This window comes from Tateyamaria sp. GN1-10 (assembly GCF_055693845.1).
The window spans coordinates 2538002-2560198 of record NZ_JBVFUR010000004.1 but is presented as its reverse complement, the minus strand read 5'-3'; the positions used below and the strand labels follow the sequence as shown (position 1 = coordinate 2560198).

22 protein-coding genes and 1 riboswitch are annotated in these 22197 nt (G+C 55.3%); of the genes, 9 read left to right on the top strand and 13 right to left on the bottom strand.

Going from position 1 to position 22197, the window contains the following annotated elements:
- Positions 1 to 11: 11 nt before the first annotated feature.
- The 4 genes from ACZ1HN_RS14560 to dctP form a co-directional block, all read right to left on the bottom strand.
- Positions 12 to 1250, bottom strand: a complete 1239-nt coding sequence (locus ACZ1HN_RS14560) for a malonyl-CoA decarboxylase (protein ID WP_472728026.1) — start codon at positions 1248 to 1250, stop codon at positions 12 to 14.
- Positions 1247 to 2563: a TRAP transporter large permease gene (locus tag ACZ1HN_RS14555; protein WP_472728025.1), complete on the bottom strand. Its 1317-nt coding sequence runs from the start codon at positions 2561 to 2563 to the stop codon at positions 1247 to 1249. The genes ACZ1HN_RS14560 and ACZ1HN_RS14555 overlap by 4 nt, the downstream gene beginning before the upstream one ends.
- A complete protein-coding gene (locus ACZ1HN_RS14550) occupies positions 2563 to 3111 on the bottom strand; it encodes a TRAP transporter small permease (protein ID WP_472729330.1) in 549 nt (182 codons plus the stop codon). The genes ACZ1HN_RS14555 and ACZ1HN_RS14550 overlap by 1 nt, the downstream gene beginning before the upstream one ends.
- A gap of 65 nt (positions 3112 to 3176) precedes the next feature.
- Positions 3177 to 4163 (bottom strand): TRAP transporter substrate-binding protein DctP, encoded by a 987-nt coding sequence (dctP, locus tag ACZ1HN_RS14545; RefSeq protein WP_472728024.1) that lies wholly within the window; start codon positions 4161 to 4163, stop codon positions 3177 to 3179.
- Positions 4164 to 4303: 140 nt separating this feature from the next.
- On the opposite strand from dctP, the gene ACZ1HN_RS14540 reads away from it, so the two are divergent.
- Positions 4304 to 4951: a GntR family transcriptional regulator gene (locus ACZ1HN_RS14540; protein WP_299197032.1), complete on the top strand. Its 648-nt coding sequence runs from the start codon at positions 4304 to 4306 to the stop codon at positions 4949 to 4951.
- Positions 4952 to 5043: 92 nt separating this feature from the next.
- Here the strand turns inward: ACZ1HN_RS14540 and ACZ1HN_RS14535 are convergent, their stop codons facing one another.
- The 8 genes from ACZ1HN_RS14535 to ACZ1HN_RS14500 form a co-directional block, all read right to left on the bottom strand.
- Complete coding sequence (locus ACZ1HN_RS14535) at positions 5044 to 5775, bottom strand: ABC transporter permease (protein WP_472728023.1); 732 nt, start codon at positions 5773 to 5775, stop codon at positions 5044 to 5046.
- Complete coding sequence (locus ACZ1HN_RS14530) at positions 5772 to 6500, bottom strand: ABC transporter ATP-binding protein (RefSeq protein WP_472728022.1); 729 nt, start codon at positions 6498 to 6500, stop codon at positions 5772 to 5774. Before ACZ1HN_RS14530 ends, ACZ1HN_RS14535 begins: the two co-directional genes overlap by 4 nt.
- A complete protein-coding gene (tenA, locus tag ACZ1HN_RS14525) occupies positions 6497 to 7183 on the bottom strand; it encodes a thiaminase II (protein ID WP_472728021.1) in 687 nt (228 codons plus the stop codon). The genes ACZ1HN_RS14530 and tenA overlap by 4 nt, the downstream gene beginning before the upstream one ends.
- Complete coding sequence (locus tag ACZ1HN_RS14520) at positions 7180 to 8118, bottom strand: ABC transporter substrate-binding protein (RefSeq protein ID WP_472728020.1); 939 nt, start codon at positions 8116 to 8118, stop codon at positions 7180 to 7182. The genes tenA and ACZ1HN_RS14520 overlap by 4 nt, the downstream gene beginning before the upstream one ends.
- Positions 8115 to 8933 carry a bifunctional hydroxymethylpyrimidine kinase/phosphomethylpyrimidine kinase gene (gene thiD, locus ACZ1HN_RS14515; protein ID WP_472728019.1) on the bottom strand — a complete coding sequence of 273 codons (819 nt, stop codon included), beginning with the start codon at positions 8931 to 8933 and terminating at the stop codon, positions 8115 to 8117. Before thiD ends, ACZ1HN_RS14520 begins: the two co-directional genes overlap by 4 nt.
- Entirely contained in the window at positions 8930 to 9568 is a 639-nt protein-coding gene (gene thiE / locus ACZ1HN_RS14510; protein ID WP_472728018.1) for a thiamine phosphate synthase, read from the bottom strand. Before thiE ends, thiD begins: the two co-directional genes overlap by 4 nt.
- The gene (gene thiM / locus ACZ1HN_RS14505; RefSeq protein WP_472728017.1) at positions 9565 to 10338 is read right to left on the bottom strand and encodes a hydroxyethylthiazole kinase; all 774 of its coding nucleotides are present in this window, start codon (positions 10336 to 10338) and stop codon (positions 9565 to 9567) included. Before thiM ends, thiE begins: the two co-directional genes overlap by 4 nt.
- A 45-nt stretch (positions 10339 to 10383) precedes the next feature.
- Positions 10384 to 10473, bottom strand: a riboswitch (TPP riboswitch).
- Between the two features lie 282 nt (positions 10474 to 10755).
- The gene (locus tag ACZ1HN_RS14500; protein WP_472728016.1) at positions 10756 to 12075 is read right to left on the bottom strand and encodes an aspartate aminotransferase family protein; all 1320 of its coding nucleotides are present in this window, start codon (positions 12073 to 12075) and stop codon (positions 10756 to 10758) included.
- Positions 12076 to 12183: 108 nt separating this feature from the next.
- On the opposite strand from ACZ1HN_RS14500, the gene ACZ1HN_RS14495 reads away from it, so the two are divergent.
- The 4 genes from ACZ1HN_RS14495 (at position 12184) to ACZ1HN_RS14480 (ending at position 17205) form a co-directional block, all read left to right on the top strand.
- The gene (locus ACZ1HN_RS14495; protein WP_472728015.1) at positions 12184 to 13047 is read left to right on the top strand and encodes a MurR/RpiR family transcriptional regulator; all 864 of its coding nucleotides are present in this window, start codon (positions 12184 to 12186) and stop codon (positions 13045 to 13047) included.
- 35 nt (positions 13048 to 13082) lie between these two features.
- Positions 13083 to 14051, top strand: coding sequence for a TAXI family TRAP transporter solute-binding subunit (locus ACZ1HN_RS14490; RefSeq protein ID WP_472728014.1), 969 nt, complete (start codon positions 13083 to 13085; stop codon positions 14049 to 14051).
- A 104-nt stretch (positions 14052 to 14155) separates the two neighbouring features.
- On the top strand, positions 14156 to 16768 hold the full coding sequence (locus ACZ1HN_RS14485) for a TRAP transporter permease (protein ID WP_472728013.1): 2613 nt from the start codon (positions 14156 to 14158) through the stop codon (positions 16766 to 16768).
- On the top strand, positions 16765 to 17205 hold the full coding sequence (locus tag ACZ1HN_RS14480; RefSeq protein WP_472728012.1) for a universal stress protein: 441 nt from the start codon (positions 16765 to 16767) through the stop codon (positions 17203 to 17205). Before ACZ1HN_RS14485 ends, ACZ1HN_RS14480 begins: the two co-directional genes overlap by 4 nt.
- A 266-nt stretch (positions 17206 to 17471) precedes the next feature.
- Here the strand turns inward: ACZ1HN_RS14480 and ACZ1HN_RS14475 are convergent, their stop codons facing one another.
- Positions 17472 to 17825 carry a hypothetical protein gene (locus tag ACZ1HN_RS14475; protein WP_299596438.1) on the bottom strand — a complete coding sequence of 118 codons (354 nt, stop codon included), beginning with the start codon at positions 17823 to 17825 and terminating at the stop codon, positions 17472 to 17474.
- A 375-nt stretch (positions 17826 to 18200) separates the two neighbouring features.
- Here ACZ1HN_RS14475 and ACZ1HN_RS14470 point away from each other — a divergent pair, with 375 nt between their 5' ends.
- From ACZ1HN_RS14470 to ACZ1HN_RS14455, 4 genes are all read left to right on the top strand, one after another.
- Positions 18201 to 18818 carry a hypothetical protein gene (locus ACZ1HN_RS14470; RefSeq protein ID WP_472728011.1) on the top strand — a complete coding sequence of 206 codons (618 nt, stop codon included), beginning with the start codon at positions 18201 to 18203 and terminating at the stop codon, positions 18816 to 18818.
- A gap of 193 nt (positions 18819 to 19011) precedes the next feature.
- Positions 19012 to 20985, top strand: a complete 1974-nt coding sequence (locus tag ACZ1HN_RS14465) for a winged helix-turn-helix domain-containing tetratricopeptide repeat protein (RefSeq protein ID WP_472728010.1) — start codon at positions 19012 to 19014, stop codon at positions 20983 to 20985.
- Positions 20966 to 21913 (top strand): phosphatase PAP2 family protein, encoded by a 948-nt coding sequence (locus ACZ1HN_RS14460; protein ID WP_472728009.1) that lies wholly within the window; start codon positions 20966 to 20968, stop codon positions 21911 to 21913. The genes ACZ1HN_RS14465 and ACZ1HN_RS14460 overlap by 20 nt, the downstream gene beginning before the upstream one ends.
- Entirely contained in the window at positions 21859 to 22188 is a 330-nt protein-coding gene (locus tag ACZ1HN_RS14455) for a hypothetical protein (RefSeq protein ID WP_472728008.1), read from the top strand. Before ACZ1HN_RS14460 ends, ACZ1HN_RS14455 begins: the two co-directional genes overlap by 55 nt.
- Positions 22189 to 22197: the final 9 nt, after the last annotated feature.

Here is a 22197-nt window from a genome sequence, read left to right as displayed (position 1 = left end):
GCTTTGACTACCTAAGTGTTGGTTGAGAGCGTTGAACTGAGCGCGCGGACGTCGGATGACGCTGCCACTGTTTTGTGGGTCACGAAGTGCTCGTGGTTCGTTGTGATGCGAGAAAGGTCATAGATATAGTTCACCATGGCACCAGACGATTGTCGTATTCCATTGTCGGACAAATCCGCATCGGCATGGACCGCATGTACCGATGCACCGTTTCCCAAATGAAAGCGTGCAACTGGGTCCACGGGTAGTCCATCCTCGCGCTTTGCTTCTAGCAGATAATGCGCGACCTTTACCTCAATGGATGCGTTTTGCAAAAGCGGAGCATCCGCCCGGTCCAGCCATCTTGTCAGGCCGGGGATTGGCGACAGGGTCACAAATGTCTGAAGGTTTGAAAGGTCACGAGACAGGTCCGCAACCACCTGTTTGATCAACGAATTTCCGAATGAAATGCCCGCAAGCCCATCCTGGCAATTGGAGATGGAATAGAACACTGCGGTGTCAGCCTCTTCGGCATCGATGGGATTGCGCCCATCAGCCAGAAGGTTCTGAATGGAATTCGGGATGCCCTTGGTCAGCGCGACTTCGACGAAGATCAAAGGCTCATCCGGTATCGCGGGATGAAAGAACCCAAAACACCTGCGGTCCGAAGGTTGCAGGCGGCGGCGCAGGTCTTCCCAGCTGTCGATCGCGTGGACAGCTTCGTACGCGATGATCTTTTCAAGGATTTCGGCGGGGCTTGCCCAGTCGATGGGGCGCAGCACCAGAAAGCCGCGGTTGAACCATGATGCAAACAGATGTTGGAAATCCACATCAAGGGGCTCCAGCACTGGAGCGTCACGCATCATACGCAAGAGATCTTTGCGCATGGATACCAGGTGCCGTGTCCCACCCGGTACTTGGTTCAAACGACGCAACAGCTCTTGCCGTTTCGGTTCGCTAGCGCGCACAAATTCACGGTAACTGCGCTTGGAAGGTGTTTCCTTGTAGGTCTTGAGGCTTTCGACAACATCCACTGGATCGATTTCCAGATCGCGCATCATGAATTCAAAGAGCGCCTGCTTAAGCTGGTCATCGCCGCCGCTGTATTGATCCAATATAAGCCTTGCAAGCGTACTGCCGGAAACTTCCCCGCGTGCACTCAGCAGGTCTTGGGCCAATTCGGTTATGGCACGCCCTTGCGCATCAGATGACACCGCACGTGCATAGCGGCGCTCGAAAACCGTGGAGATGAGATCAGCGAAGTAACTCATATTGCGGTGCCCATGACTGCGTTGGGGAGCCACGTGGCCAAACCCGGGAAGAGGCACAACAGGATGATCGCAATCACCATACACGCGACGAATGGAAGTGACCCCTTTAGGATCGTTTTCAATGAGATGTCAGGCGCGATCCCGTTGATGACATAGAGGTTCAACCCAACGGGGGGCGAAATCAACCCGATTTCCATGTTGATGGTCAGCACCACGGCAAACCAGATGGGGTCAAAGCCAGCCGTTGTGATGATCGGCAGCAGGATGGGGGCCGCCATGAGGATCACGGCAACCGGTGGCAAAAAGAACCCGGCAATCAAAAGGAAAATGTTGACCGCTCCCATCAGCACCCAGGGATTCACGTCCAATGTACCAATCCACGCCGCAATGGACTGCGTGATGAAAAGGCTGGACAGCATGTAGGAAAAGACGCCCGCCGCTGCGATGATGAACAGGATCATCACGCTTTCCTTCGTGCTGTCGCGCAGCACCATCCACAGGTCTTTGGGGTTCCAAAGCCTGTAGATGATCATCGCGATCATCATGCACAAAAGGGCTCCGACGGCAGCCGTTTCAGATGGTGTAGCGACCCCTCCGTACATCGCATAAAGCACGCCAATGATGATGAAAATGAAAGGCAGGACGCGCGGCAGTATCTCGAGTTTTTGCCTCCAAGTGTAATTTGTGTGCGCCAGCAAGGCACGATCCCCTGATCGCCAAGTGGAGTAGAGAGACCACACCATGAACAGGCCCACCAGCATCAAACCCGGGATAACGCCCGCGAGGAAAAGACGCCCAATAGATTGCTCGGTGGCGATGCCATAGACGATCATAGTAACAGATGGCGGTATCAGGATGCCGAGTGTGCCACCGGCGGCAATGGAACCTGCCGCGACGCCATCCGGATACCCGCGCTTGCGCATCTCGGGAATACCCATCTTGCCAATCGCGGCACATGTGGCAGGGCTTGATCCGGACATTGCTGCAAAGAGTGCGCAGGCCCCGAGGTTCGAGATCACAAGTCCCCCCGGAACGCGGGTCAGCCAACGTTCAAGAGCCTCATAGAGATCGGCACCCGCCCGCGTTGACGCGATGGATGCCCCCATGATGATGAACATTGGGATCGACAGAAGCGCGAAATTGTCCAACTTTCCGAACAGGATCTCTGGCATCAGTTCGAGTGATCGCACGCCATCAAAAACCATGATGAAGCCCGTGGAGACAATCAGAAGCCCCAGAGCGACTGAAACGCCCGAGAACAAGACCAGGATTGTGCAGACCGCGACAAGTGCACCAAGCGTGAGCGGGTCCATTACATGTCCTCCAGGCCGAACGGCTTTTCGATCCCGAGCAGCATGGCGACCATGTCGGCAATCAGTTGCAGCAGGAACAAGCCGAAACCTATAGGCAGCGCAAGGTAGGGTATCCACAATCGGACACCCCAAACCGTGTCCGAACGCCAGTTCCGTTCCCATGTCAGATGCCAGAACTCATAACTGTACCACAGCATGATCGACACCATGATGATGGACAGCGAAAGAGTGAAAACGGCGAGGGCAAAGCGCAAACGTCTGCTCAACGCCAATGGCACAAGGTCCACGTTCACGTGCCCACGCAGACGCTGTACGTAGGGCAGGCCGATTAATGTTGCACCGATGGCAAGATAGATGACGGCCTCTGTTTGCCAGATGGTCGACCCGTTCAGAACGAAACGGATGAAGATCATTTGGCAAGTTATTGCAACAGCAGCAACAATCATCGCTGCAGAACACCAGCCTGCCAGTGTGGATAGTGCAGCCACGAAGCGCAGAAACGGATTATTGCCGGTGCGCGCAATCGTGGCGGAGCTTTGACCCGCCATCATGATGTCCTTGGAAGAAACTGTTCAAGAGGGGCCACCGGTTCGGGCGGCCCCTTGGAAAGATGTCACTCTACGGCCAGCGCCATATCCAAAAGCTCTTGACCGCCTTCGACTTCGGACACGAACTTGGCATAGGATGTTTCCTGAGCCAGAGCGCGCCAAGCTTCGAAATCTTCGGCTGACATCTGTGCGATTTCTACGCCAGCGTCTCGGAACACTTGCTCTGATGCTGCGTCCTGCTTTTTAGCTTCTTCAAGATAGAAGGCCTGTGCATTCGCTGATGCATCAAGCAGCGCTTGTTGTTGCTCAGGTGTCAGCGCATCGAAGCGCGATTTGTTCATGAGCAAAGGTTGATACATGAACCACAGAGCAACATCGCCGGCTGGTGTATAGCAACTGACCTGTTCATAGATGCGGTAGGACACAAACGACGATGACGACGTATTTGCGGCGGTCAGAACACCCGTCTGCATCGCGTTGTAGATTTCGGACGAGGCCATGGACGCAATGGATGCCCCGGCACCGGCCAGCATTTGCTCAAAGGCCTTGCCTGCCGCACGTGTCTGCAGACCCTGCACGTCTTCCGGCTTTGTGATGCACTTGTCCTTACCGACAAACCCACCGGCCAGATAGCCGTGAACCAGAACCATCACGTCGTCATCGGCCATCTTCTCTTCCAATGCCTCCATGAAAGGCGACTCGCTGAGACGTGCGGCGTGGTCATGGTTCTTAACCATGCCGGGCATAAGCGTCAGGTTGAAAGCGGGTTGTTGGCCACCGGCATAGCTGAGTGGCAGCACGGTCATGTCCAACTGGCCGCGGCTTAGTGGTCGATATTGCTCACGTGGTTTGAATAGCGATTTTGAGCCAAAGATCTGGATTTCGAGATCAACGTCAGCGGCTGCCACTTCGTCGGCAACCATCTGGGCCACTTGATGGCGTACGTCTTTGTTGGACCATTGATGCGATAGACGAAGTGTTTCCGCGCTTACGGTCGACGCGGCAGCGACGCACGTCGCAATGGCTGCGGCTGTGAGTGATTTGAATTTCATGTTGTCCTCCCTAGGCGTGAATCAACGTTCGTGGGTTGAAACTGCACTTCAACGCTTCCACACCGTGCATAACAAGTCAACTTTCTTGTATACAATATTAAGGTGGTTGCATTTGAGGAGGCGAATGGTACACCTCCTTTATGGATATCAGGCGCGCAGATCAGATTGCAGCATCCCTTGAGCAACTTGTTTTCTCAGGGGAATTTCGCGATGGCGAACGACTGGATGAACTGCGGTTGGCGGAACAGTTTCACGTATCGCGGACGCCTATCCGCGAAGCGTTGCAGGTTTTGGTGACGTCTGGGTTGGCCGAACAGGTGCCTCGTCGCGGTGTGTTCATCCGGCAGCCCGGTCCTGTCGAGCTGATGGAAATGTTCGAAACGATGGCCGAGATCGAAGCCGTATGCGGGCGTCTGGCCGCCATGCGCATGACGGATCAAGATCTTGAAGCGCTAACGGCTGCAAATGAGCGATGCCAGGAAGCCACTCAGGACACCGATCCTGACCGTTACTATTCAGAGAACGAAACATTCCACCAAATCATCTATCGTGCCTCGACGAACAGCTTTCTCGAAAAACAAGCGCTTCAACTTCAAAACCGCCTTAAGGCATATCGTAGGATCCAACTTCGGTTTCGAGGCAGGCTGGAGCAGTCCATGAGCGAGCACTCAGAGGTTCTGCTTGCGCTGCAAGAGGGCAACGCAGACAGAGCTGCATCGGTGCTACGCAGTCACGTTGCTATCCAAGGTGAGAAATTTCACCAGCTTGTTGCCAGTTTGAAACGCTGAAATCCATCAGCAACCATGACTGACCAGTTTTGGACTTTGGGCCAAGTTCTAACGTACGAACAGCGGTGGCTTTGATGGTGTTGGTGCCGCGTTCAATTCTGCTGCAACCGCACTGCTGCTTTTGTCACGCCAAAGTGCAGCGTGGCTGTCATCACGGCCAAGACGATCAAGCTTGCAAACATCAGGTCTGTCTTTGCTCGCCCGTTCGCCAACAACATTAGATATCCGAGCCCTTTCGAAGCGCCGACCCATTCACCAATGACCGCGCCGATTGGAGCGTATACGGCAGCGAGGGTCAGCCCGGTTCCCAATGACGGAAGAGCATAGGGTATCCTGATCCTTTGCATGATCTGCCTTTTGCTCGCGCCCATGGTTCGGGCCAGGTCCAACACGTCTGGCGGGATGCGGCTTAGTCCATCATAGAATGCGCTGGTGACTGGAAAAAATATGATGAGGACCGCCATCACGATCTTTGACGCGATGCCGTACCCAAACCACAGCGTAAGAATGGGGGCGAGAGCAAACACAGGAACGGCCTGCGTGAATACCAGAAGCGGCATGAACAACCGGTGCAGCCGGGGGAAAAGTGCCAGCTGGATTGCGGTGAATGCTCCCAAACATGAGCCAATCAACAGGCCCAATAGAACTTCGGTCAGCGTGATGCTGGCATGGTCCATCAGCAAAATGCGATTGTCCCAGGCGGCGGCAGCGACGCTGGATGGCGGCGGCAGGATGAATTTTGGAACGTCGGTGGCCCAAACCACTCCTTGCCATAAAAGCAGTCCGAGGGCACAGGCACCAATTGTGTAACCCGGCCTGCTCATTTTAGCCCCCGCAAGACGGAGAGAAGATCACTCTGGCAAGTGATGGTATCTGGCGCAAAGGAGTCGCGGATCGGTGGATTGGCGGGCGCAGGCCATTTTTGCACTGATGTTCGCCCAAGAACAATGATCTGATGGCCAAGGCGCACCGCCTCTGTCGGGTCGTGGGTGACAAGAAGCACTGTCTTCCCAACCAGCACCTCGGCAGCCAGTTCCTGCATTTCGGCGCGGCTACTGGCGTCAAGGGCCGAGAACGGCTCGTCCAGCAAAACGATGGGACGGTCTTCCATCAATGTACGGGCAAGCGCGTTACGCTGGCGCATCCCACCCGACAGTTCCCTGGGTTTCTTTTTAAGGTGGTCGGCAAGACCTACACGTTCAAGCAGGTTCTTAGCGCGCGGAAAATCAGGTTGCTTTCCGCGGAGGCGTGCGCCCAGAACCGTGTTCTCAAGTACGGTAAGCCAAGGCAGCAATAGGTCCATTTGCGCCATGAAACTCACCCGGTTGTTGACGGGGTGGTGGTCAGACGCGGCGATCGTCCCTTGGAAAACTCCGCCGCACTCCAATCCTGCCGTCAAGCGCAGAAGCGTTGATTTTCCGACGCCGGAGCGCCCCAGAACACAGGTCCAGTGACCTGCGTTCAGTGTCATTTCCAAAGGCCCAAACAAAGGCAGGCCGTCGATAGAGCAGGAGCCGTTGATATGGATAGATGGGGCTGTCGGTGTCACGCGGCCCGCATTCCCATATCCCAAAAGCGCACCTCCAACTCTGTGGCTGTGGTAAAGCGCTGCTGCAAATGTTCCCACCGGGCGGCGTGTTTGGGTTTGTCCCCCAAACGGCGCGCGACAGAAGCGTCGATCATGCGCCCGACATTGGCCATGACAGTTTGGTACTCTTCGCCCGCATATGTGTTGATCCAGTCTCGATAGGGCGTATCCGTGGCAGCATCTTGCGCCAAGCGCGCCCCGATCTCTCCATAGCCAAAACAGCAAGGGGCCAATGCGGCCATCAGATCCAGAAAATCCCCTTGTAACCCGGCATCCATCACGTAACGCGTGTAGGCAAGATTTTCGAACTCCTCGGATGCGTTGAACAACGTAGCTTCATCAATCCCTTCGGCTGCACATGTTTTGATGTGCAAAGCCATTTCGTGATTGACCAAGGCGTCGACGGTGCCCGCGCAGACCTTCATTTCATCCAATGTTTCCGCTTTGACGACGCCGAGGGACCATGCGCGAGCGAAGTGGACGAGAAAGACGTAATCCTGGATCAGATAGTTTAGAAACGCGGAGCGGGGCAGGGTGCCCTCGCGCAACCCTTCGACGAACCTGTGATGCGTGTAAGCCCGCCATGGTTCAGGGCAACCGCTGCGCCACATGGCAAAGATCTGCCCGTACGGTTTCATATTCATTGCGCCATCACGTCGATGGCTATGTCGGAGACCAAATTTATGCGTGGGATCAGGCCTGCTTCGAACAAAAAAGTTTCGAAATTGGCGTAACGACCGACATCCACTGCCGAGGGACGCAAGGCAAACCGGGGCAATGTGTCTGCCCACGCACGTCTGTTGAGTTCGTCCTGCAACTCAGGCGCCGTGCCCGAAAAAATCTCCCAGCTCTTTTCTGGGTGATTGATGATGTATTGTGTCGCCTTTTCCGTGGCAGCCAGGAAACGCTGGATCTGGTCAGAATTCATTGTGCCCGGGTTGGCGATGTAGATCAGTTCATCGTAAGGCGGCAGCCCTTCTTCCTCGACGTAGAAGCAGCGGCCGGGTACGCCTTCGATATCCATCTGGTTCAGTTCAAAATTGCGGAATGCGCCGATGACTGCGTCCACCTGACCTGACATCAAAGATGGTGATAGTGACCAGTTCACGTTGATCAGTTCGACATCGTCCAAGCTTAGTCCATGGGTGTTCAATACATGACCCAAAACGGCTTCTTCTACACCGCCGACGGAAAAGCCCACCTTGCGCCCTTCGAGATCGGCTGGCGACGCGATTGGACCGTCATCAAGTACCAAAAGGCAATTTAGCGGTGTTGCGACCAGCGTACCGACACGTTGTAAAGGCAGTCCTTCGTGAATTTGCAGGTGTAGCTGAGGTTGATACGAAATCGCCATGTCAGCTTGACCAGCTGCTACAAGCTTTGGTGGATCAGACGGATTGGCAGGGGCAATGATCTCAACCTCCAAATCCACGTCTGCGAAGAAACCTTTCTCTTGTGCAACGATCACCGGTCCATGGTCGGGGTTTACAAACCAGTCCAGCAGTAGGGTCATTTTATCTTGGGCCCAAAGTGGCGTTGCGCAGATCGACAGGGCGACTGCGAGGGCAATCGGTTTCATGCGTGAGTTCCTTCCACGTCGGCGTAGAAAGCCGTGAAATGGTGTGTTGGCCCGTGTCCGTGTCCGACCGCAAGGTCATCTGCACGCGCAATGGCGCTGGTGACGTAGCTTTTGGCAGCTGTGACCGCAGCGGGGAGGTCTTGCCCCTTGGCCAGCTGCGCTGCCAATGCCGAAGACAGCGTGCACCCCGTCCCGTGGGTGTTCCGGGTCTTTGTTCTAGGGCTTTCAAACCACCTGACATCTTGGCCTGTGACGAGACAATCGGGGCTGTCGGGGCCGTCAAGATGGCCACCTTTCACTAAAACTGCGCCCGGTCCGCATTGGATCAAGGCACGGCCTTGCGCTTCCATTTCGGTCCGCGTGGCTGCTGTTTTGGTTCCCAATAGATGCGCTGCTTCTGGCAAGTTGGGGGTTAACAGCGTCGCCCGTGGCAACAGTTGATTCCGGACAACGTCCACAGCGTCGGCCTGAAGAAGCTCGGCGCCGCCCTTGGCAATCATGACAGGGTCAACGACGACCGGAGCCTTACAGGTGTCAAGCGTGGTCACAACGGCTTGGGCGATCTCTGCATTTGCGATCATCCCAATTTTCACGGCATCCACTCGAATATCGGTGAAGATCGCGTTGATTTGAGCCATGACGAAGTCTGGTGGTACGAGATGAATGCCGGTGACACCTCGTGTGTTTTGCGCCGTCAAAGCCGTCAGCGCTGCCATTGCAAATGCGCCATTTGCGGATATTGCTTTGATATCCGCTTGAACACCCGCGCCACCGGACGGATCCGACCCCGCGATACTCAGGACATTGGGTATCATAATTTTGCCTCCGTTTCTGCGAAAGCGCGCGCAGCGGCTGTCGCATCCGGTTGACCACAAATGGCGGAAACCACAGCCAGCCCATCGGCGCCGCTTTCAAGAACTGCACGCTGGTGTTTTGCCTTCAGCCCGCCGATCGCGACGTTGGGTAGTGGAGACTGTGCGACCAATCCCTCCAAGCCATCAAAGCCGATTGGTTGCTTGTGATCAGCCTTGGTTGTCGTGCCAAAGACAGGACCAAGCCCGAGATAATCCACGACTGCGGGATTGACCGCGTGCACGGCTTGGGCATTCTCACAAGAGAGCCCAAGTATTTTATCCGGCCCCAGCATCGCGCGTGCGTCAGCGGCTGATATGTCGCCCTGACCGACATGAGCCCCATCCACATCCGCTGCAACCGCAGCCTCGACGTCATCGTTGATGACCAGAGGGACGCCCGTGCCAGACAGGACGTCCCTCAACGCGCGTGCCATGTCGATGCGGGCCGCGGTTGTCGCATGCTTGTTGCGCAGCTGAACCATCGTGACGCCGCCGTCCACGGCCTGTCGCACCGTGTTCTCCAAACCCGCATCGCGACAAAGCTGCGGATCGGTCACGAGGTACAGACGCAAGCGCGGCCGAAGATCCCGTATCATGTGACGGCCCCCGCCAAGTCGGCAGGCTGAGTAGCTGCCAGCGCATCAAGGAAATGAATTTGAAAGCTGCCAGGGCCCTGTGCCTTCGACGCGGCTTGTGATCCGGCAACTTTGAAATGCGACAAAGCGCCGACGGCTGCATCGTATGCGGGACCTGCTGCAGCATATGCACCCATCAGCGCGGTCTGAGCGCATCCCAAAGCAGTGACCTTGGGCATGATCGGCGAGCCACCATGAACCTGGGCCGACTGAGAGCCATCGGTTACGAAATCAGTCGGACCGGTTACGGCAATTACTGCGTCATATCTTTCAGCGAGGTTTTGCGCTGCGCCTTTTGCAGCTTCGACCGCATCCCCACTGTCAGCCCCTTTGCCAGCGCCGGACTCTCCGGCAAGTGCCAGTATCTCGGATGCATTTCCGCGAATGATGGTTGGACGTAACGCCAGCAAATCCTGGGCGACGGCCTTGCGATATCCACTGACGAAATGCGCAACAGGGTCGAACACCCATGGTATGTTACTGTCATTGGCCAATTGTGCGGCCGCCAGCATGCTTGCCACCCAAGACGTGGAAAGCGTTCCTATGTTGATCGTCACGGCCGCGCATACTGGTGTGAAATCCGCAATCTCTTCCGGAGCGTGCACCATTGCCGGTGATGCGCCCGCAGCGAGAACAACATTCGCGGCAACGTTCATCGCGACATAATTGGTGATGCAGTGCACCAGAGGGTTCTTATCGCGAAGGGGCGTCAATACGTCTTGGTAAGCCATAGTGTCTCCGTTTTCGCAGACGAAAATGGAGACGTGTCACCTATTGTTGAGTGACCTGCGACCTCCCTCCGCCAGCATTATCTGGTTCAGGTTCAAAGGGTACGTCTCAGCTTTGCAGCGCCCCTGGCACTGCGAGGTGTAGAACGGTGAGATTACGTAGTCAAACAAGATCGGACGCCATTGTGAATGGCCCAGACACGGGGCGTTGATTTACAGCAAGCCTCAGTTCTCGTCCGCTGTGCCCACTTGATGCCACCGCCGTGATCTGCTTGTTCGACCCTGACCGTGCGCAGCTTTTAACCGAGTTTATTGACGAGCCGCGCTTGCGATGTTGTTCTCTTGCAAAAGCATTTTTCAGAGTCCACTTACGACGGTGAGTTGACCGTTCCCTTGGCAGAACTAAAATTTTACAGGCGTTTACAAAACGTCTTGCAGGCTTTGCGCAAGCTTCTCGACCAACTCGTCGATCTGTGCCTCGGTGCAAATGTAGGGCGGTGCCAGCAAGATGTGGTCGCCGTGTTTGCCATCGATTGTGCCGCCGTTGGGATAACAGATTAACCCATTCTCCATCGCCTTTGCCTTGACGGACTTTGCCAGGCCTTTTTCAGGTGCGAAAGGAGCCTTTGTGTCCTTGTCTTTGACAAGTTCCAACGCGCGAAACATGCCGCGCCCACGGATATCGCCGACGTGCTGGTGTTGACCGAATTCCGCGTTGAGTGACTGCTCGAGGTAACGACCCATTGTCGCAGAACGTTTGGTCAGACCTCCTGCCGTCAGCTTGTTTACGACGGCATTTGCCGCAGCGCAGGCAATTGGGTGGCCAAGATAGGTGTGCCCGTGTTGGAAGAAGCCGCTTCCTTGCTTAATAGCATCGTGAATTGCCTCTGAGCATAGCATTGCACCAATGGGTTGATATCCGCTGCCCAGACCTTTCGCGATTGCAACGATGTCAGGGCGGACATGTTCCTGTTCACAGGCAAAGAAGGTGCCGGTTCTGCCCATGCCGCACATCACTTCATCAAGTATTAAAAGCACGCCATACTTGTCACAGATTTCGCGAACGCGTTTGAAATAGCCTGAGGCAGGGGGAACAGCACCGGCTGTTGCACCGACAACCGGTTCCGCGATGAAGGCAACGACGGTTTCAGGACCGAGGCGCAAGATTTCATCCTCCAACTCGTTTGCCGCGCGCAGCGCGTAGTCGCGTTCGGTCTCTCCGGCTTCTTGGAAGCGATAGGCATAGCAAGGTGCGATGTGGGATGCAGACACCATGATCGGGTCAAAGGGCGCGCGTCGCCGCATGTTACCACCGGTTCCAAGTGCGCCCAGAGTGTTCCCGTGATAGCTCTGACGTCGGGCAATGAAACGCTTTCGTTCCGGCTGGCCAATTTCGAGCATGTATTGACGCGCGAGTTTGAGTGCCGCTTCAACTGCCTCGGAACCGCCTGAAACGATGTACACTTTTTCAATCCCTTCAGGGGCGTGAGCTACGAGGCGCGTGGCCAATGTTTCAGCAGGTTCTGATGTTAAAAAACCCGTATGCGCGAACTCCAACTTCCTCATCTGGTCAGCCATCGCAGCGATGACATCTTTGTCCCCGTGACCAAGGCACGAAACGGCTGCACCTCCTGATCCGTCTAGATAAGATTTCCCATTTGAATCATAGAGATATATTCCTTCGCCGCGCACTGCGACAGGTAGGGTGGTATTCGAATTCCGCGAAAAAACATGCGACATGGCTGATCCAGTGGCGTTCATTGGGTGCAGCGACTGAAACAGATGACCCATTCATTGACAATGACTGAAACAATAGAAACACTTTCGGCATGTCCTGAGGGGGTCCATTTGGATTCGACATTTGAAACACGGCTTTCCGATCGATACAGCGATCTGAGCTATACGCTTCGCCAGGCGGCAGATTATCTTGCCAATAACCCGGTGGATGTCGCGTCGCGAACTCTGCGAACTGTGTCTCGTGAAAGTGGTGTTTCACCTGCAGCGTTTTCGCGCTTGGCCCGCGCTTTGGATTACGCAGACTTCGAAGAACTTCGCGAAGAGATGCGCACGAAGATCGGGCGAAGTGTGAACAACTTTGCTGAACGTGCGGAAAGGCTGCATAGCGAACATCAGGAAGGGCGCGCAAGTTTCGTGGATGCTCATCTCGCGGCGTGCCAATCCAACTTGCAGACGTTCGTAGAAAGCCTGGATCGCAGGGCACTTGAAGGTACCGTGGATCGAGTGGCTGCTGCACGCAAGGTGATGTTGTTGGGGGCACTAGGGTCGACAGGGGTCGTGGAATACCTGTCCTATATGGCAAGCTTCTGTGTGGACAACTGGATGATGGCGAGCCGCATGGGCGCATCTTTAGGTGGCGGGATGGCTGGCTTGGATGAACGCGATGCATTGATAATCGTGACAAAGCCGCCATTTTCGGAACGCGCTATTCAAGCGGCTGCACTCGCGCAACAGCAGGGTGTTTATGTTGTTTTGATCACTGACACGCACCGTTGTCCGGAGCTGAAACACGCATCGGTCAGTTTTGTCGTACCGACAGACAGCCCTCACTTTTATTCATCCTACGTGGTGACAATGTTTCTGGTCGAAGCCATCATCGGGGTTTTGGTGAGCCGAACAGGACCGGCAGCACGGACACGAATTGCCGAGGTGGAAGCGGCCAACAGGGTGCTTGCCGAGGTTTGGGATCAATGATCAAATTGCTGAATATCAATCAAAGGGAGAACAGAATGTTCAATAAATTCAAGATTATGTCGGTCGGTGTTGCGGTTGCAACATTAACGGCACCCGCCGCAACTGCGGAAGAGTTCATTACAATCGGCACGGGCGGTGTGACGGGCGTGTACTACCCGACAGGTGGCGCAATTTGCCGCCTCGTGAATAAGGGGCGTCGCGATCACGGCGTGCGTTGCTCGGTCGAGTCGACCGGTGGTTCTGTCTACAACATCAACACAATTCGCGAAGGTGAGCTGGAGTTTGGTGTGGCGCAATCCGACTGGCAGTACCACGCGTTTAATGGATCATCACGCTTTGAAGAAGCCGGTGCTTTTGAAGGCCTCCGCGCCGTGTTCTCGGTCCACCCAGAGCCCTTTACCGTTGTTGCACGGGCAGATTCCGGCATCTCGACAATCGCAGACCTGAAGGGCAAGCGCGTGAACATCGGTAACCCCGGTTCCGGTCAGCGCGGCACAATGGAAGTGCTTATGGAGGCGCTCGGTTGGACCACGGATGATTTCGCTTTGGCGACAGAGCTGAAAGCTGCAGAGCAATCTGCAGCCCTGTGTGACAATCAAATTGACGCGATGGTCTATACTGTCGGTCACCCTTCCGGGTCGATCCAAGAGGCAACAACCGCCTGCGACTCCGTCCTCGTCGAAGTAGCTGGCGATGCCGTGGACATGCTGGTTGAACAGAACTCGTTCTACCGAACAGCGACCATCCCCGGTGGGATGTATCGTGGCAATGATAACGACACCATGACCTTTGGCGTTGGCGCGACATTCGTGTCGTCCGCAGATGTATCCGAAGACGTGGTCTACACTCTGGTGAGTTCTGTCTTCGAAAACATTGATGACTTCAAAGGGTTGCACCCTGCATTTGCAAACTTGGTGCCAGAAGAGATGGCATCGGCGGGTCTGTCCGCACCGCTGCATGATGGCGCTGCAAAGTACTATCGTGAACAAGGCTGGGTCGAATAAGACCACCTGTCTATTTTGTGACCAAGGGCGTTTCGGCGCCCTTGGTTCCCTAATCCGCCGAAAGAGCGGGACGCCGGCACAAGCCATCACATGACGGGGACACCATGACACAGACCGACAACCGCACACTCAGCGAACAAGAGCTTCAGGAACTGGTTGCGGCCAGCGACAGCGGAGCCCGCAGCCCTACGGGCGCAATTGGAACGGCCATCGCGGTGGTAGCCTTGGTTTGGTCGGTTTTTCAGGTCCTGTTGGCATCACCTGCCGCGCCCTACATTTTGCCCGGCGATTTGATCAACAACTCTCGTCAGATACACTTGGCCTTTGCCGTCTTCCTTGCAGCGATGGCTTACCCTCTTTTCAAGTCCTCGCCACGGCATCGCATACCGTGGTACGACTGGGTTCTTGGTCTGGGAGGCGCGTTCCTCGCGCTTTACGGCTATTTTTTCTATGAGAAAATCGTGGCTGCTGGTGGCCTTGCCGATGCCGCAGACGCCAATTTCGCTCTCGCGGGCCTGACACTGCTCTTCATTGCGGCCTACCGCACGCTTGGACCGGTGATGGTCATCCTCGCCATTGTCTTTTTGTGTTATGTTTTCTTTGGATCTTCAGAATGGGTGCCAGATCAGATTCGATGGGCCGGTGCGTCGCTGCGCAAAGCGATGAGCCATATGTGGATCACCTCCGAGGGCGTCTTCGGCATTGCGCTGGGTGTATCGACAAAGTTCGTTTTCCTCTTCGTTCTCTTCGGCGCGCTGCTCGATAAGGCCGGGGCAGGGAACTACTTTATCAAGATGGCGTTTGGCGCCCTGGGGCACTTGCGCGGCGGCCCGGCAAAGGCGGCTGTTGTGGGATCGGCCGCGACTGGGCTGATCTCGGGCTCTTCGATTGCCAATGTCGTAACCACCGGAACGTTCACCATACCGCTGATGAAACGCGTTGGCTTTAGCGCGGAAAAAGCCGGGTCAGTCGAAGTCGCATCCTCTGTAAACGGTCAAATCATGCCACCTGTTATGGGCGCGGCTGCGTTCCTGATGGTTGAATACGTAGGCATTTCATATGTCGAGGTGATCACGCACGCCTTCTTGCCTGCTGTCATCAGCTATATCGCGCTCGTCTACATTGTTCATTTGGAAGCTGTTAAAAACAACATGCCGACAATCGGCAACAAGGTCGTCAGCATGGGTCGGACAATCGGCGGCATGTTTGCCTTTTTTGCCGGTTTCGCTGTTCTTTGTTACGCGACGCAGTATCCGGTCGGTTGGGTCGTTTCGCTCTTCCCGTCTGGGTCCGGTTGGATTTTGGCTGCGCTGCTGGGGCTAATTTATGTCGCCTTGGTCTATCTCGCGGCGCAGGTTCCCGATCTTGAGCCGGACGATCCCAATGCCGAGGTCGTGGAGTTGCCCGAGGTCGCGAGGATTTATAAGTCGGGGCTGTATTACCTGCTGCCCATCATCGTTTTGGTCTATTTCCTGATGATCGAAAGGAAATCGCCTGGCTTGTCTGCCTTCTGGGCGACGTTCCTGCTGTTTGGGATTTTGCTCACGCAAAAGACGCTCAAGGCGATGTTCCGAGGTGAAGACAATTCGATTGGTCGGCTGCGAGATGGTGTCATTGATCTGATCGAGGGGATGATCGACGGCGCACGCAACATGATCGGTATCGGTCTTGCAACAGCAACTGCCGGTATCATTGTTGGTACGGTGTCGCTGACGGGCATCGGTCAGGTAATGGCAGATTTCGTCGAGTTTCTGTCAGGTGGCAATCTGATCCTGATGCTTATCTTCGTTGCGATCCTGTCCCTTATACTCGGGATGGGTCTGCCCACGACGGCTAACTATATCGTCGTGAGCTCGCTCATGGTTGCGGTTGTGGTCGAACTGGGCGCGCAGTCGGGACTGATTGTGCCGCTCATCGCGGTCCACCTCTTCGTATTCTACTTCGGGATCATGGCGGATGTTACGCCACCTGTTGGATTGGCGAGTTTTGCAGCGGCTGCCGTGTCGGGCGGTGATGCGATCCGAACCGGGTTCACCGCCTTCTTCTATTCGCTGCGGACAGTGGCCCTGCCATTTGTGTTCATCTTCAACACCGATCTCTTGCTGATCGATGTCACATGGACGCAAGGGATCATCGTGTTTGTTGTCGCTACGATCGGGATACTGGTCTTTACGGCCGCAACGATGGGTTGGTTCTTTGCACGCAATCGCATCTGGGAAACGGTTGCATTGCTTGTTATCGCCTTTGCGCTGTTCAGGCCGGGCGTGTTCATGAACCAGATCCAACCACCGTTCGAGGATGTGGCCCCCGCAGCCTTCTCCGAAGCCGTTGGCAACGCGTCACCGAGTGACCAGCTTAGGGTGATCATTTCCGGTCCGGATTTCGACACGCTTGAGATGAAAGACCTGACAGTGCCGGTCACCATACCGGATGTTGAAGGAGCGGATGCGCGGCTGGATCAACTTGGGTTCATGCTCGTCACTGAAGGGGACACAGTTATTCTGGAAGAACCCTTGTTTGGAACAGAGCTGGGCAATGCGCTGGATTCATTTGATTTCTACGGGGACAATCCCGTTTCGATCAGCGCGGTAAGAGCGACGGCACAGCAGTTGCCAAAAGAGCTTATCTTTATCCCAGCACTTTTGCTTCTGGCACTAATCATGTGGTTGCAAACGCGGCGCGTCACGCCAGCTGTGCGCGAAGGAGAAATGGCATGAGTAAGACAGTTCTTTGCGCCGTCGACATCAACAGACCCCAAGATGAAACCAAGGTTCTGCAAGCAGCAAAGCGGCTTGCGGACATGGAAGGTGCGCAGCTTGATCTCATTACAGTTGTGCCAGATTTTGGGGCGAGCGTTGTTGGCGCCTACTTCAAAGACCACGACGTGCAGACAGCCAAAGACGGGGCTGCCCAGTTGCTGTCCTCATTTGGAGAAGATGTGTTGGGGGCCAAGGCAAACCAATCCGTTCGCCATCTTGTAGCAACAGGCAGTGTTTACGAAGAAGTTTTGAAGACAGCGAAATTGGACAATGCGGACCTGATTGTTTTGGGTGCCAGCCGTCCGGATTTGAAGGATTTTCTGCTTGGGCCTAATGCGGCACGAATAGTCCGGCACTCAACTTGCTCTGTCTACGTTGTTAGAAGCGCCCCGTAGCCGCACATTGCTAGCCGCAGTCTGCGGTTGTTGCTTGGCCCTCATCAAAGGTGTGTATCCGAGGTGCAATATGGTCGTTGTCTTGCTCGCGAGGACAGTCTGCCGTGAACGACGCGACCGTCTTAGGCTGGAACACTAAGGTTGGAGCATGAAAATGCCTCCGACATCGTGCATAAAACCGATGTCGGAGGTCTGTTTCATCTATGACTTGTTTTAAATTTCTCGGCCTCTGATGTCCGTCTCAAGACCGTTTGAAATTGTTTAGGTCAGCATTTGCCGAAGGATTTCGAAACGATCACTTTGCCCGCGACGCTGATGGTCACCTTGACCCCGGTTGGAATGCCCCAGGTGGTGCAGATGTGCAGGCATGCCTCTGCAGCGGTCCCGTTCGGGATGACGTTGGGAATGGGAAAACAGTACTTACCGAAACCAAGCGGCAAGTTGAGACAGACTTTGCCGTTTTCCACTGTTACAGAAACGCACCCGGCGGCCATCGACAGGTGACCATCCTCTGTAACGCCATCTGCCATTGCATCGACTTTGTCAGCATAGTGGGACCGCGCTGCCTCCAATGCTGCAGCAACCGCTTCCTTATCAAATTCATATACTTCATCGGCCATCTGAAAAATCTCCATGTCAAAAGCTTAGTTTGTATTTGGCGGAACTGATCCAATCGGGATGCTAGGCAACCAACCAACACGGCCCGCTCCACAAGCATGGCCAAACGCTAGCGCACTGTCTTGAAATCGGGCCGAAACCTTCCCGAAATGAAAATATCTCGGTCGCAAGGGTGGTTGTTTGGAGATTTCGGAAAGTTTTCAGAATTATTTCAGTACACTGAGCATTATTCAGGCCACCAATGAACGCGGAGAGGGGCAGGGTATTGTTGCGGCCGCCGTGGCGCATGATCTCTTGGCAGGCTGGCTTTCTCTACATTCATATGGATCGTTTGTTGCTGGGCAGGAATGGAATTGTCAGTTCAATCACTTACAGACGTGGAGCTGTTTCCGTACTACGCGGACATTCCCTTGGAGGTGCCGCATTGCCTCACTGGTGGCGAGGCAGAGTATGTACGTGGTACTGTAAACGGATTGGTCTATGAGGGCTTGAAGGTTTCGACCAGCATTTCACGCGGAGAGCTGCAAACAGGCGCCACCTACGTTGCTCTAGGGCGCGATGCGCGGGGCATGCAGGTACAGACACATTGGATGTATTGCACACAAACTGCGCCGATCCCAACGCTTGCGGTATCACATAATCACGGCACGCCTGGCGTGTTTGCCCCAGCACCCCATCTCGATCGATCCATGTTTGTAACGCTGGAGCCGCTTGGAGAAATTATAGGTGTGTCATCGTACCTGCCATCACACCTGGACGTATTCGAATTCAAGCTAGGTACGTCGGGCGATTTGATCTCTACTGCTTTCGGCGCGCCCCATGTCATGGGCATTCGGATCAAAGACCCTTTTCTGCCGCCACACTTCCTCACTGGGGCGCGCCGCTTGACGGTTACGGCCCGGTCAACGCGCACAGGCCAGTCCATCGGACTTCAGGATTTGATATGTGTACAGTCCAGCGATCCGGCCGTCTTTTTGCAAGAGGGTGGCAAGTGACTGGTGCCGCGGCAATGACACCTCCGCATGAAAATGCGCGCAAGGAACGTAAGCAGGCGGTGGAACGCCATGTCGAGACGTCCGCTAAATACGCGCATGGCGGGCAAAAAGTTCTCTTTTTTGTTGAAACCCCCGCCGCTTTGCGAAAACTTAATGGTGAACACAATGGCGCGGTCCGGGGGAAGGAATCTGCGTGTCGGGGAAACTCAACACAGACACACTGGTTGTGTTGGGGGACGTCACTTACGATCCCAACCGTGATCAGCTGCAGCGCGCCGACGGCACGCATGTTGTGCTTCGTGCGCAATCAGCAAGCGTATTGCGCTGTCTGGCGCAAAGCCCAGGCGTATTGGTGCCGCGGGACGCTCTGATTGAGACGGTGTGGGACGGCCTGTCTGTCACAGACGATAGCCTGACGCAGTGTATTGCAGACATACGCCGCGCAATCGGCGACACAGAGCGCGCGATCTTAAAGACCGTCCCCAAACGCGGGTTTATTTTAAACGCCGTCTTGGAAAGCGTTGAACGGCCCGATCAGACAAGCATGCTAGCTGATCTGGGGACGATGGCAGAGTTAAGCGCAGGGCATGGGAATGTCGTCGTCTTAACAAAGCAAGCATCTTTCCAAGGTGCACCGATTGCGCGCGCACCTCAAGACACTTCCTCCGACGCACAGAAACAAACCTTCACCAACCTCACCGAAGCTGCCGCGACATGTCTAAGGCAGGCGCAAAGCAACGGTGCGTCAAGTGCACTCGCCGCTGAATATAGCGATCCCGCACAACTCGCTGCACTGCTCGATGCCGCGCGGCCGGGAGAAGTACTCAGCAGCCTTGATATTCGGGATATGGCCCACGCGCATCCGCAACTCGTCTTTGAGGACGTCGGATACGTCGGAGATCAACAAAACACGCGCGCATTTCGCCTGCTGTCGGAGGGACCAGGCGATACATTCGGGCAAGGTTTTGATGATCAACCTCTCTTGCCAACCATTTCGGTGCTGCCTTTGCAGAACATGAGCCAAGATGGGCCGGACATCCTTGGCACCGTTTTTGCGGATCGGGTGACAGCGGTGTTAAGCGCATCGGAAGAGATCAACGTGACCTCACGCTTGTCTACTGCGTCCTTTGTGCATGGTCCGGCCGATCTTCTTGAGGCCGGACGGTTGCTGAACGCGGAGTTTGTTCTTTCGGGCATGTACATCAAGCGCGGCGACAAGCTGCAACTCAATCTTGAATTCACGGAAGTGGCCAGTCAGCATGTTCTGTGGGCTCTCCGTCTCGAAATGACCCAAGACGAGCTTTTGGGTGATTGCGAGCAGGCCTACGAGATTGTTGCAAAGGTTCGTCGCGCCGTTCTGATCAATGAAATTCGCCGGGCCAACACCAAACCGTTGGCAAGTTTACAGAATTATTCGCTGATGTTTGCCGCCGTGGGGTTAATGCATCGGCTTTCCCCCAAGGATTTCAAGAAGGCGCGCGATCTGATTGATGTATTGTCGGCGCGCGTGCCAAATCATCCCACCCCGTTTGCGTGGCGCGCACGCTGGCATCTTCTGCGCGTGGTTCAAGGCTGGTCGCAGGACCCTGACACAGATGCCCGAGCCGCATTGGATTGCACGGGGCGCGCACTGGATCTTGACCCGGAAAACGTGCTGGCTCTCGCGTGCGAAGGGCACGTTCTGACCAATCTTTTGCATCGGTTCGATGATGCAGAAGACCGCTATGACATGGCGCTAGACATCAACCCAAACGATGCCAATGCCAGATCACTGAGAGGCATGCTTCTGGCATTTCAGGACCGCGGTGTCGAAGGCGCGCGCGACACAGAGCGTGCGCTGCACCTGGCGCCACTTGATCCGCATCGTTTCTTCTATCTGGCTATGGCAGCTGGTGCTTGGATGTCCGCAGGGGATTATGAAAAAGTGGAAACCTACGCAAAAGCATCACTGCGGTTGAACAGAACACACGTTTCCACATTGCGAATGCTGGTCGTTGCTCAGGAAAAGCAAGGAAAGCTGGCGAGTGTTCAGGAAACTCTTTCAGAGTTGATGCGCCTGCAACCTGGTTTGCGTGTCAGCTCTTGGCTCAAGTCTTCCCCGAGCGCGAATTTTGAAAACGGACGTTCATTCGCCCAAGCCCTGCTCGATGCAGGTGTTCCAGATTAAAAAACAGAGGATCGGCAACATGACTGCAGAGTTTTTTGGTAGCCCACAGGGAGCGTATGGAGCTTACGGTGCGTATGGTGCCTACGGGGCGTATGGTGCTTATTCCGGGAGTGGCGCTTACGGTGCGTACAGTGCCTTCGGCCTTCCCGAAAGCCCTGTCGCAGCAGAAGCATTTGTGACCAATCGCGACGGAATTGTTGGCGCCCCTTTAGGGCCTATTCCAGGCACCAAACCGGGCGTGCCTAACGATGTCCAGAACCTTCAACGCCTTTCGCGTGAAGTGCGCGCCGCAATCTTTTCTTTCGCACTGGATACCCAAGTTGAGCTGACCTTCGAACAAGGCACAACAGCAAAAGCAACACTTTGGCGCAAAAAGGATGCGCAAACGAGCAAGCCTGGATGTAATTACAAGAAACTCGTCAAAATCAAGGCGCCCAAGATGGACGTCTTTGAACAACAGATGGGGTTTCTGACGGGTTACGCGGATATTCGTCAGGATCGCGGCGCGGAAATCATCTCTCAGATCGCGGCACCTGTGCCGTTCTATCAAACCATCGGGTTTATCGATCCGGCCCGCACGCCCTACACACTCGAGTTGCTTGCCACCGGTCTTCGCTTTGCGAATTTCTGCGAACAGCAATTCAAATACGTTCTCGCCGTCAAGCGCCCGATCGAATTGTCCCCGCAAGTACAACCGATGATCGCCACGCCCACCCATGGTTCGTTGCCCAGTGGACACGCGACAGAAGCCTTTGTGATGGCCCGCTTGATTTGGAAGCTGATGCTGCATTCAGGAACACCGCAATACGGGGCAGGGGGACATTGGGGGAGATGCTCATGCGGCTTGCCGCACGCATTGCAACCAACCGCACCGTGGCGGGTGTCCACTACCCTGTCGACAGCGCAACCGGAGCGATGCTTGGGCTGACCCTCGCTGACTTTATCTATGACCTGAGTACCGGGAACGGCTGGACGACCGCCAAGTTCAACGGACATCAATACGCTGGAAGCAGCGATTTCGAGTGGCACAAGCTCTACAAAGCCGATGACGACACCCAGAAGGACCAATCCATAGGACCGGACGGAGTTTGGGCAACGGCGACACAGCACACATCCTGCAGCGCACCAGATCCAAGGCTCGCTTGGCTATGGGACAAGGCGCAAGCCGAATGGGTTGATTTCAACCCCAATCCATCGGTTTGAGGATAGATA

What these genes read in the sequence shown, in the direction of transcription:
- ACZ1HN_RS14485 (WP_472728013.1), top strand. Translation starts at nt 14,156, where the DNA reads ATGACACAGACCGACAACCGCACACTCAGCGAACAAGAGCTTCAGGAA.
- thiD (WP_472728019.1), bottom strand. Translation starts at nt 8,933, where the DNA reads ATGATACCCAATGTCCTGAGTATCGCGGGGTCGGATCCGTCCGGTGGC.
- ACZ1HN_RS14490 (WP_472728014.1), top strand. Translation starts at nt 13,083, where the DNA reads ATGTTCAATAAATTCAAGATTATGTCGGTCGGTGTTGCGGTTGCAACA.
- ACZ1HN_RS14560 (WP_472728026.1), bottom strand. Translation starts at nt 1,250, where the DNA reads ATGAGTTACTTCGCTGATCTCATCTCCACGGTTTTCGAGCGCCGCTAT.
- thiM (WP_472728017.1), bottom strand. Translation starts at nt 10,338, where the DNA reads ATGGCTTACCAAGACGTATTGACGCCCCTTCGCGATAAGAACCCTCTG.
- ACZ1HN_RS14550 (WP_472729330.1), bottom strand. Translation starts at nt 3,111, where the DNA reads ATGGCGGGTCAAAGCTCCGCCACGATTGCGCGCACCGGCAATAATCCG.
- dctP (WP_472728024.1), bottom strand. Translation starts at nt 4,163, where the DNA reads ATGAAATTCAAATCACTCACAGCCGCAGCCATTGCGACGTGCGTCGCT.
- ACZ1HN_RS14540 (WP_299197032.1), top strand. Translation starts at nt 4,304, where the DNA reads ATGGATATCAGGCGCGCAGATCAGATTGCAGCATCCCTTGAGCAACTT.
- tenA (WP_472728021.1), bottom strand. Translation starts at nt 7,183, where the DNA reads ATGAATATGAAACCGTACGGGCAGATCTTTGCCATGTGGCGCAGCGGT.
- ACZ1HN_RS14520 (WP_472728020.1), bottom strand. Translation starts at nt 8,118, where the DNA reads ATGAAACCGATTGCCCTCGCAGTCGCCCTGTCGATCTGCGCAACGCCA.
- ACZ1HN_RS14480 (WP_472728012.1), top strand. Translation starts at nt 16,765, where the DNA reads ATGAGTAAGACAGTTCTTTGCGCCGTCGACATCAACAGACCCCAAGAT.
- thiE (WP_472728018.1), bottom strand. Translation starts at nt 9,568, where the DNA reads ATGATACGGGATCTTCGGCCGCGCTTGCGTCTGTACCTCGTGACCGAT.
- ACZ1HN_RS14500 (WP_472728016.1), bottom strand. Translation starts at nt 12,075, where the DNA reads ATGTCGCATGTTTTTTCGCGGAATTCGAATACCACCCTACCTGTCGCA.
- ACZ1HN_RS14460 (WP_472728009.1), top strand. Translation starts at nt 20,966, where the DNA reads ATGCAGGTGTTCCAGATTAAAAAACAGAGGATCGGCAACATGACTGCA.
- ACZ1HN_RS14535 (WP_472728023.1), bottom strand. Translation starts at nt 5,775, where the DNA reads ATGAGCAGGCCGGGTTACACAATTGGTGCCTGTGCCCTCGGACTGCTT.
- ACZ1HN_RS14555 (WP_472728025.1), bottom strand. Translation starts at nt 2,563, where the DNA reads ATGGACCCGCTCACGCTTGGTGCACTTGTCGCGGTCTGCACAATCCTG.
- ACZ1HN_RS14475 (WP_299596438.1), bottom strand. Translation starts at nt 17,825, where the DNA reads ATGGCCGATGAAGTATATGAATTTGATAAGGAAGCGGTTGCTGCAGCA.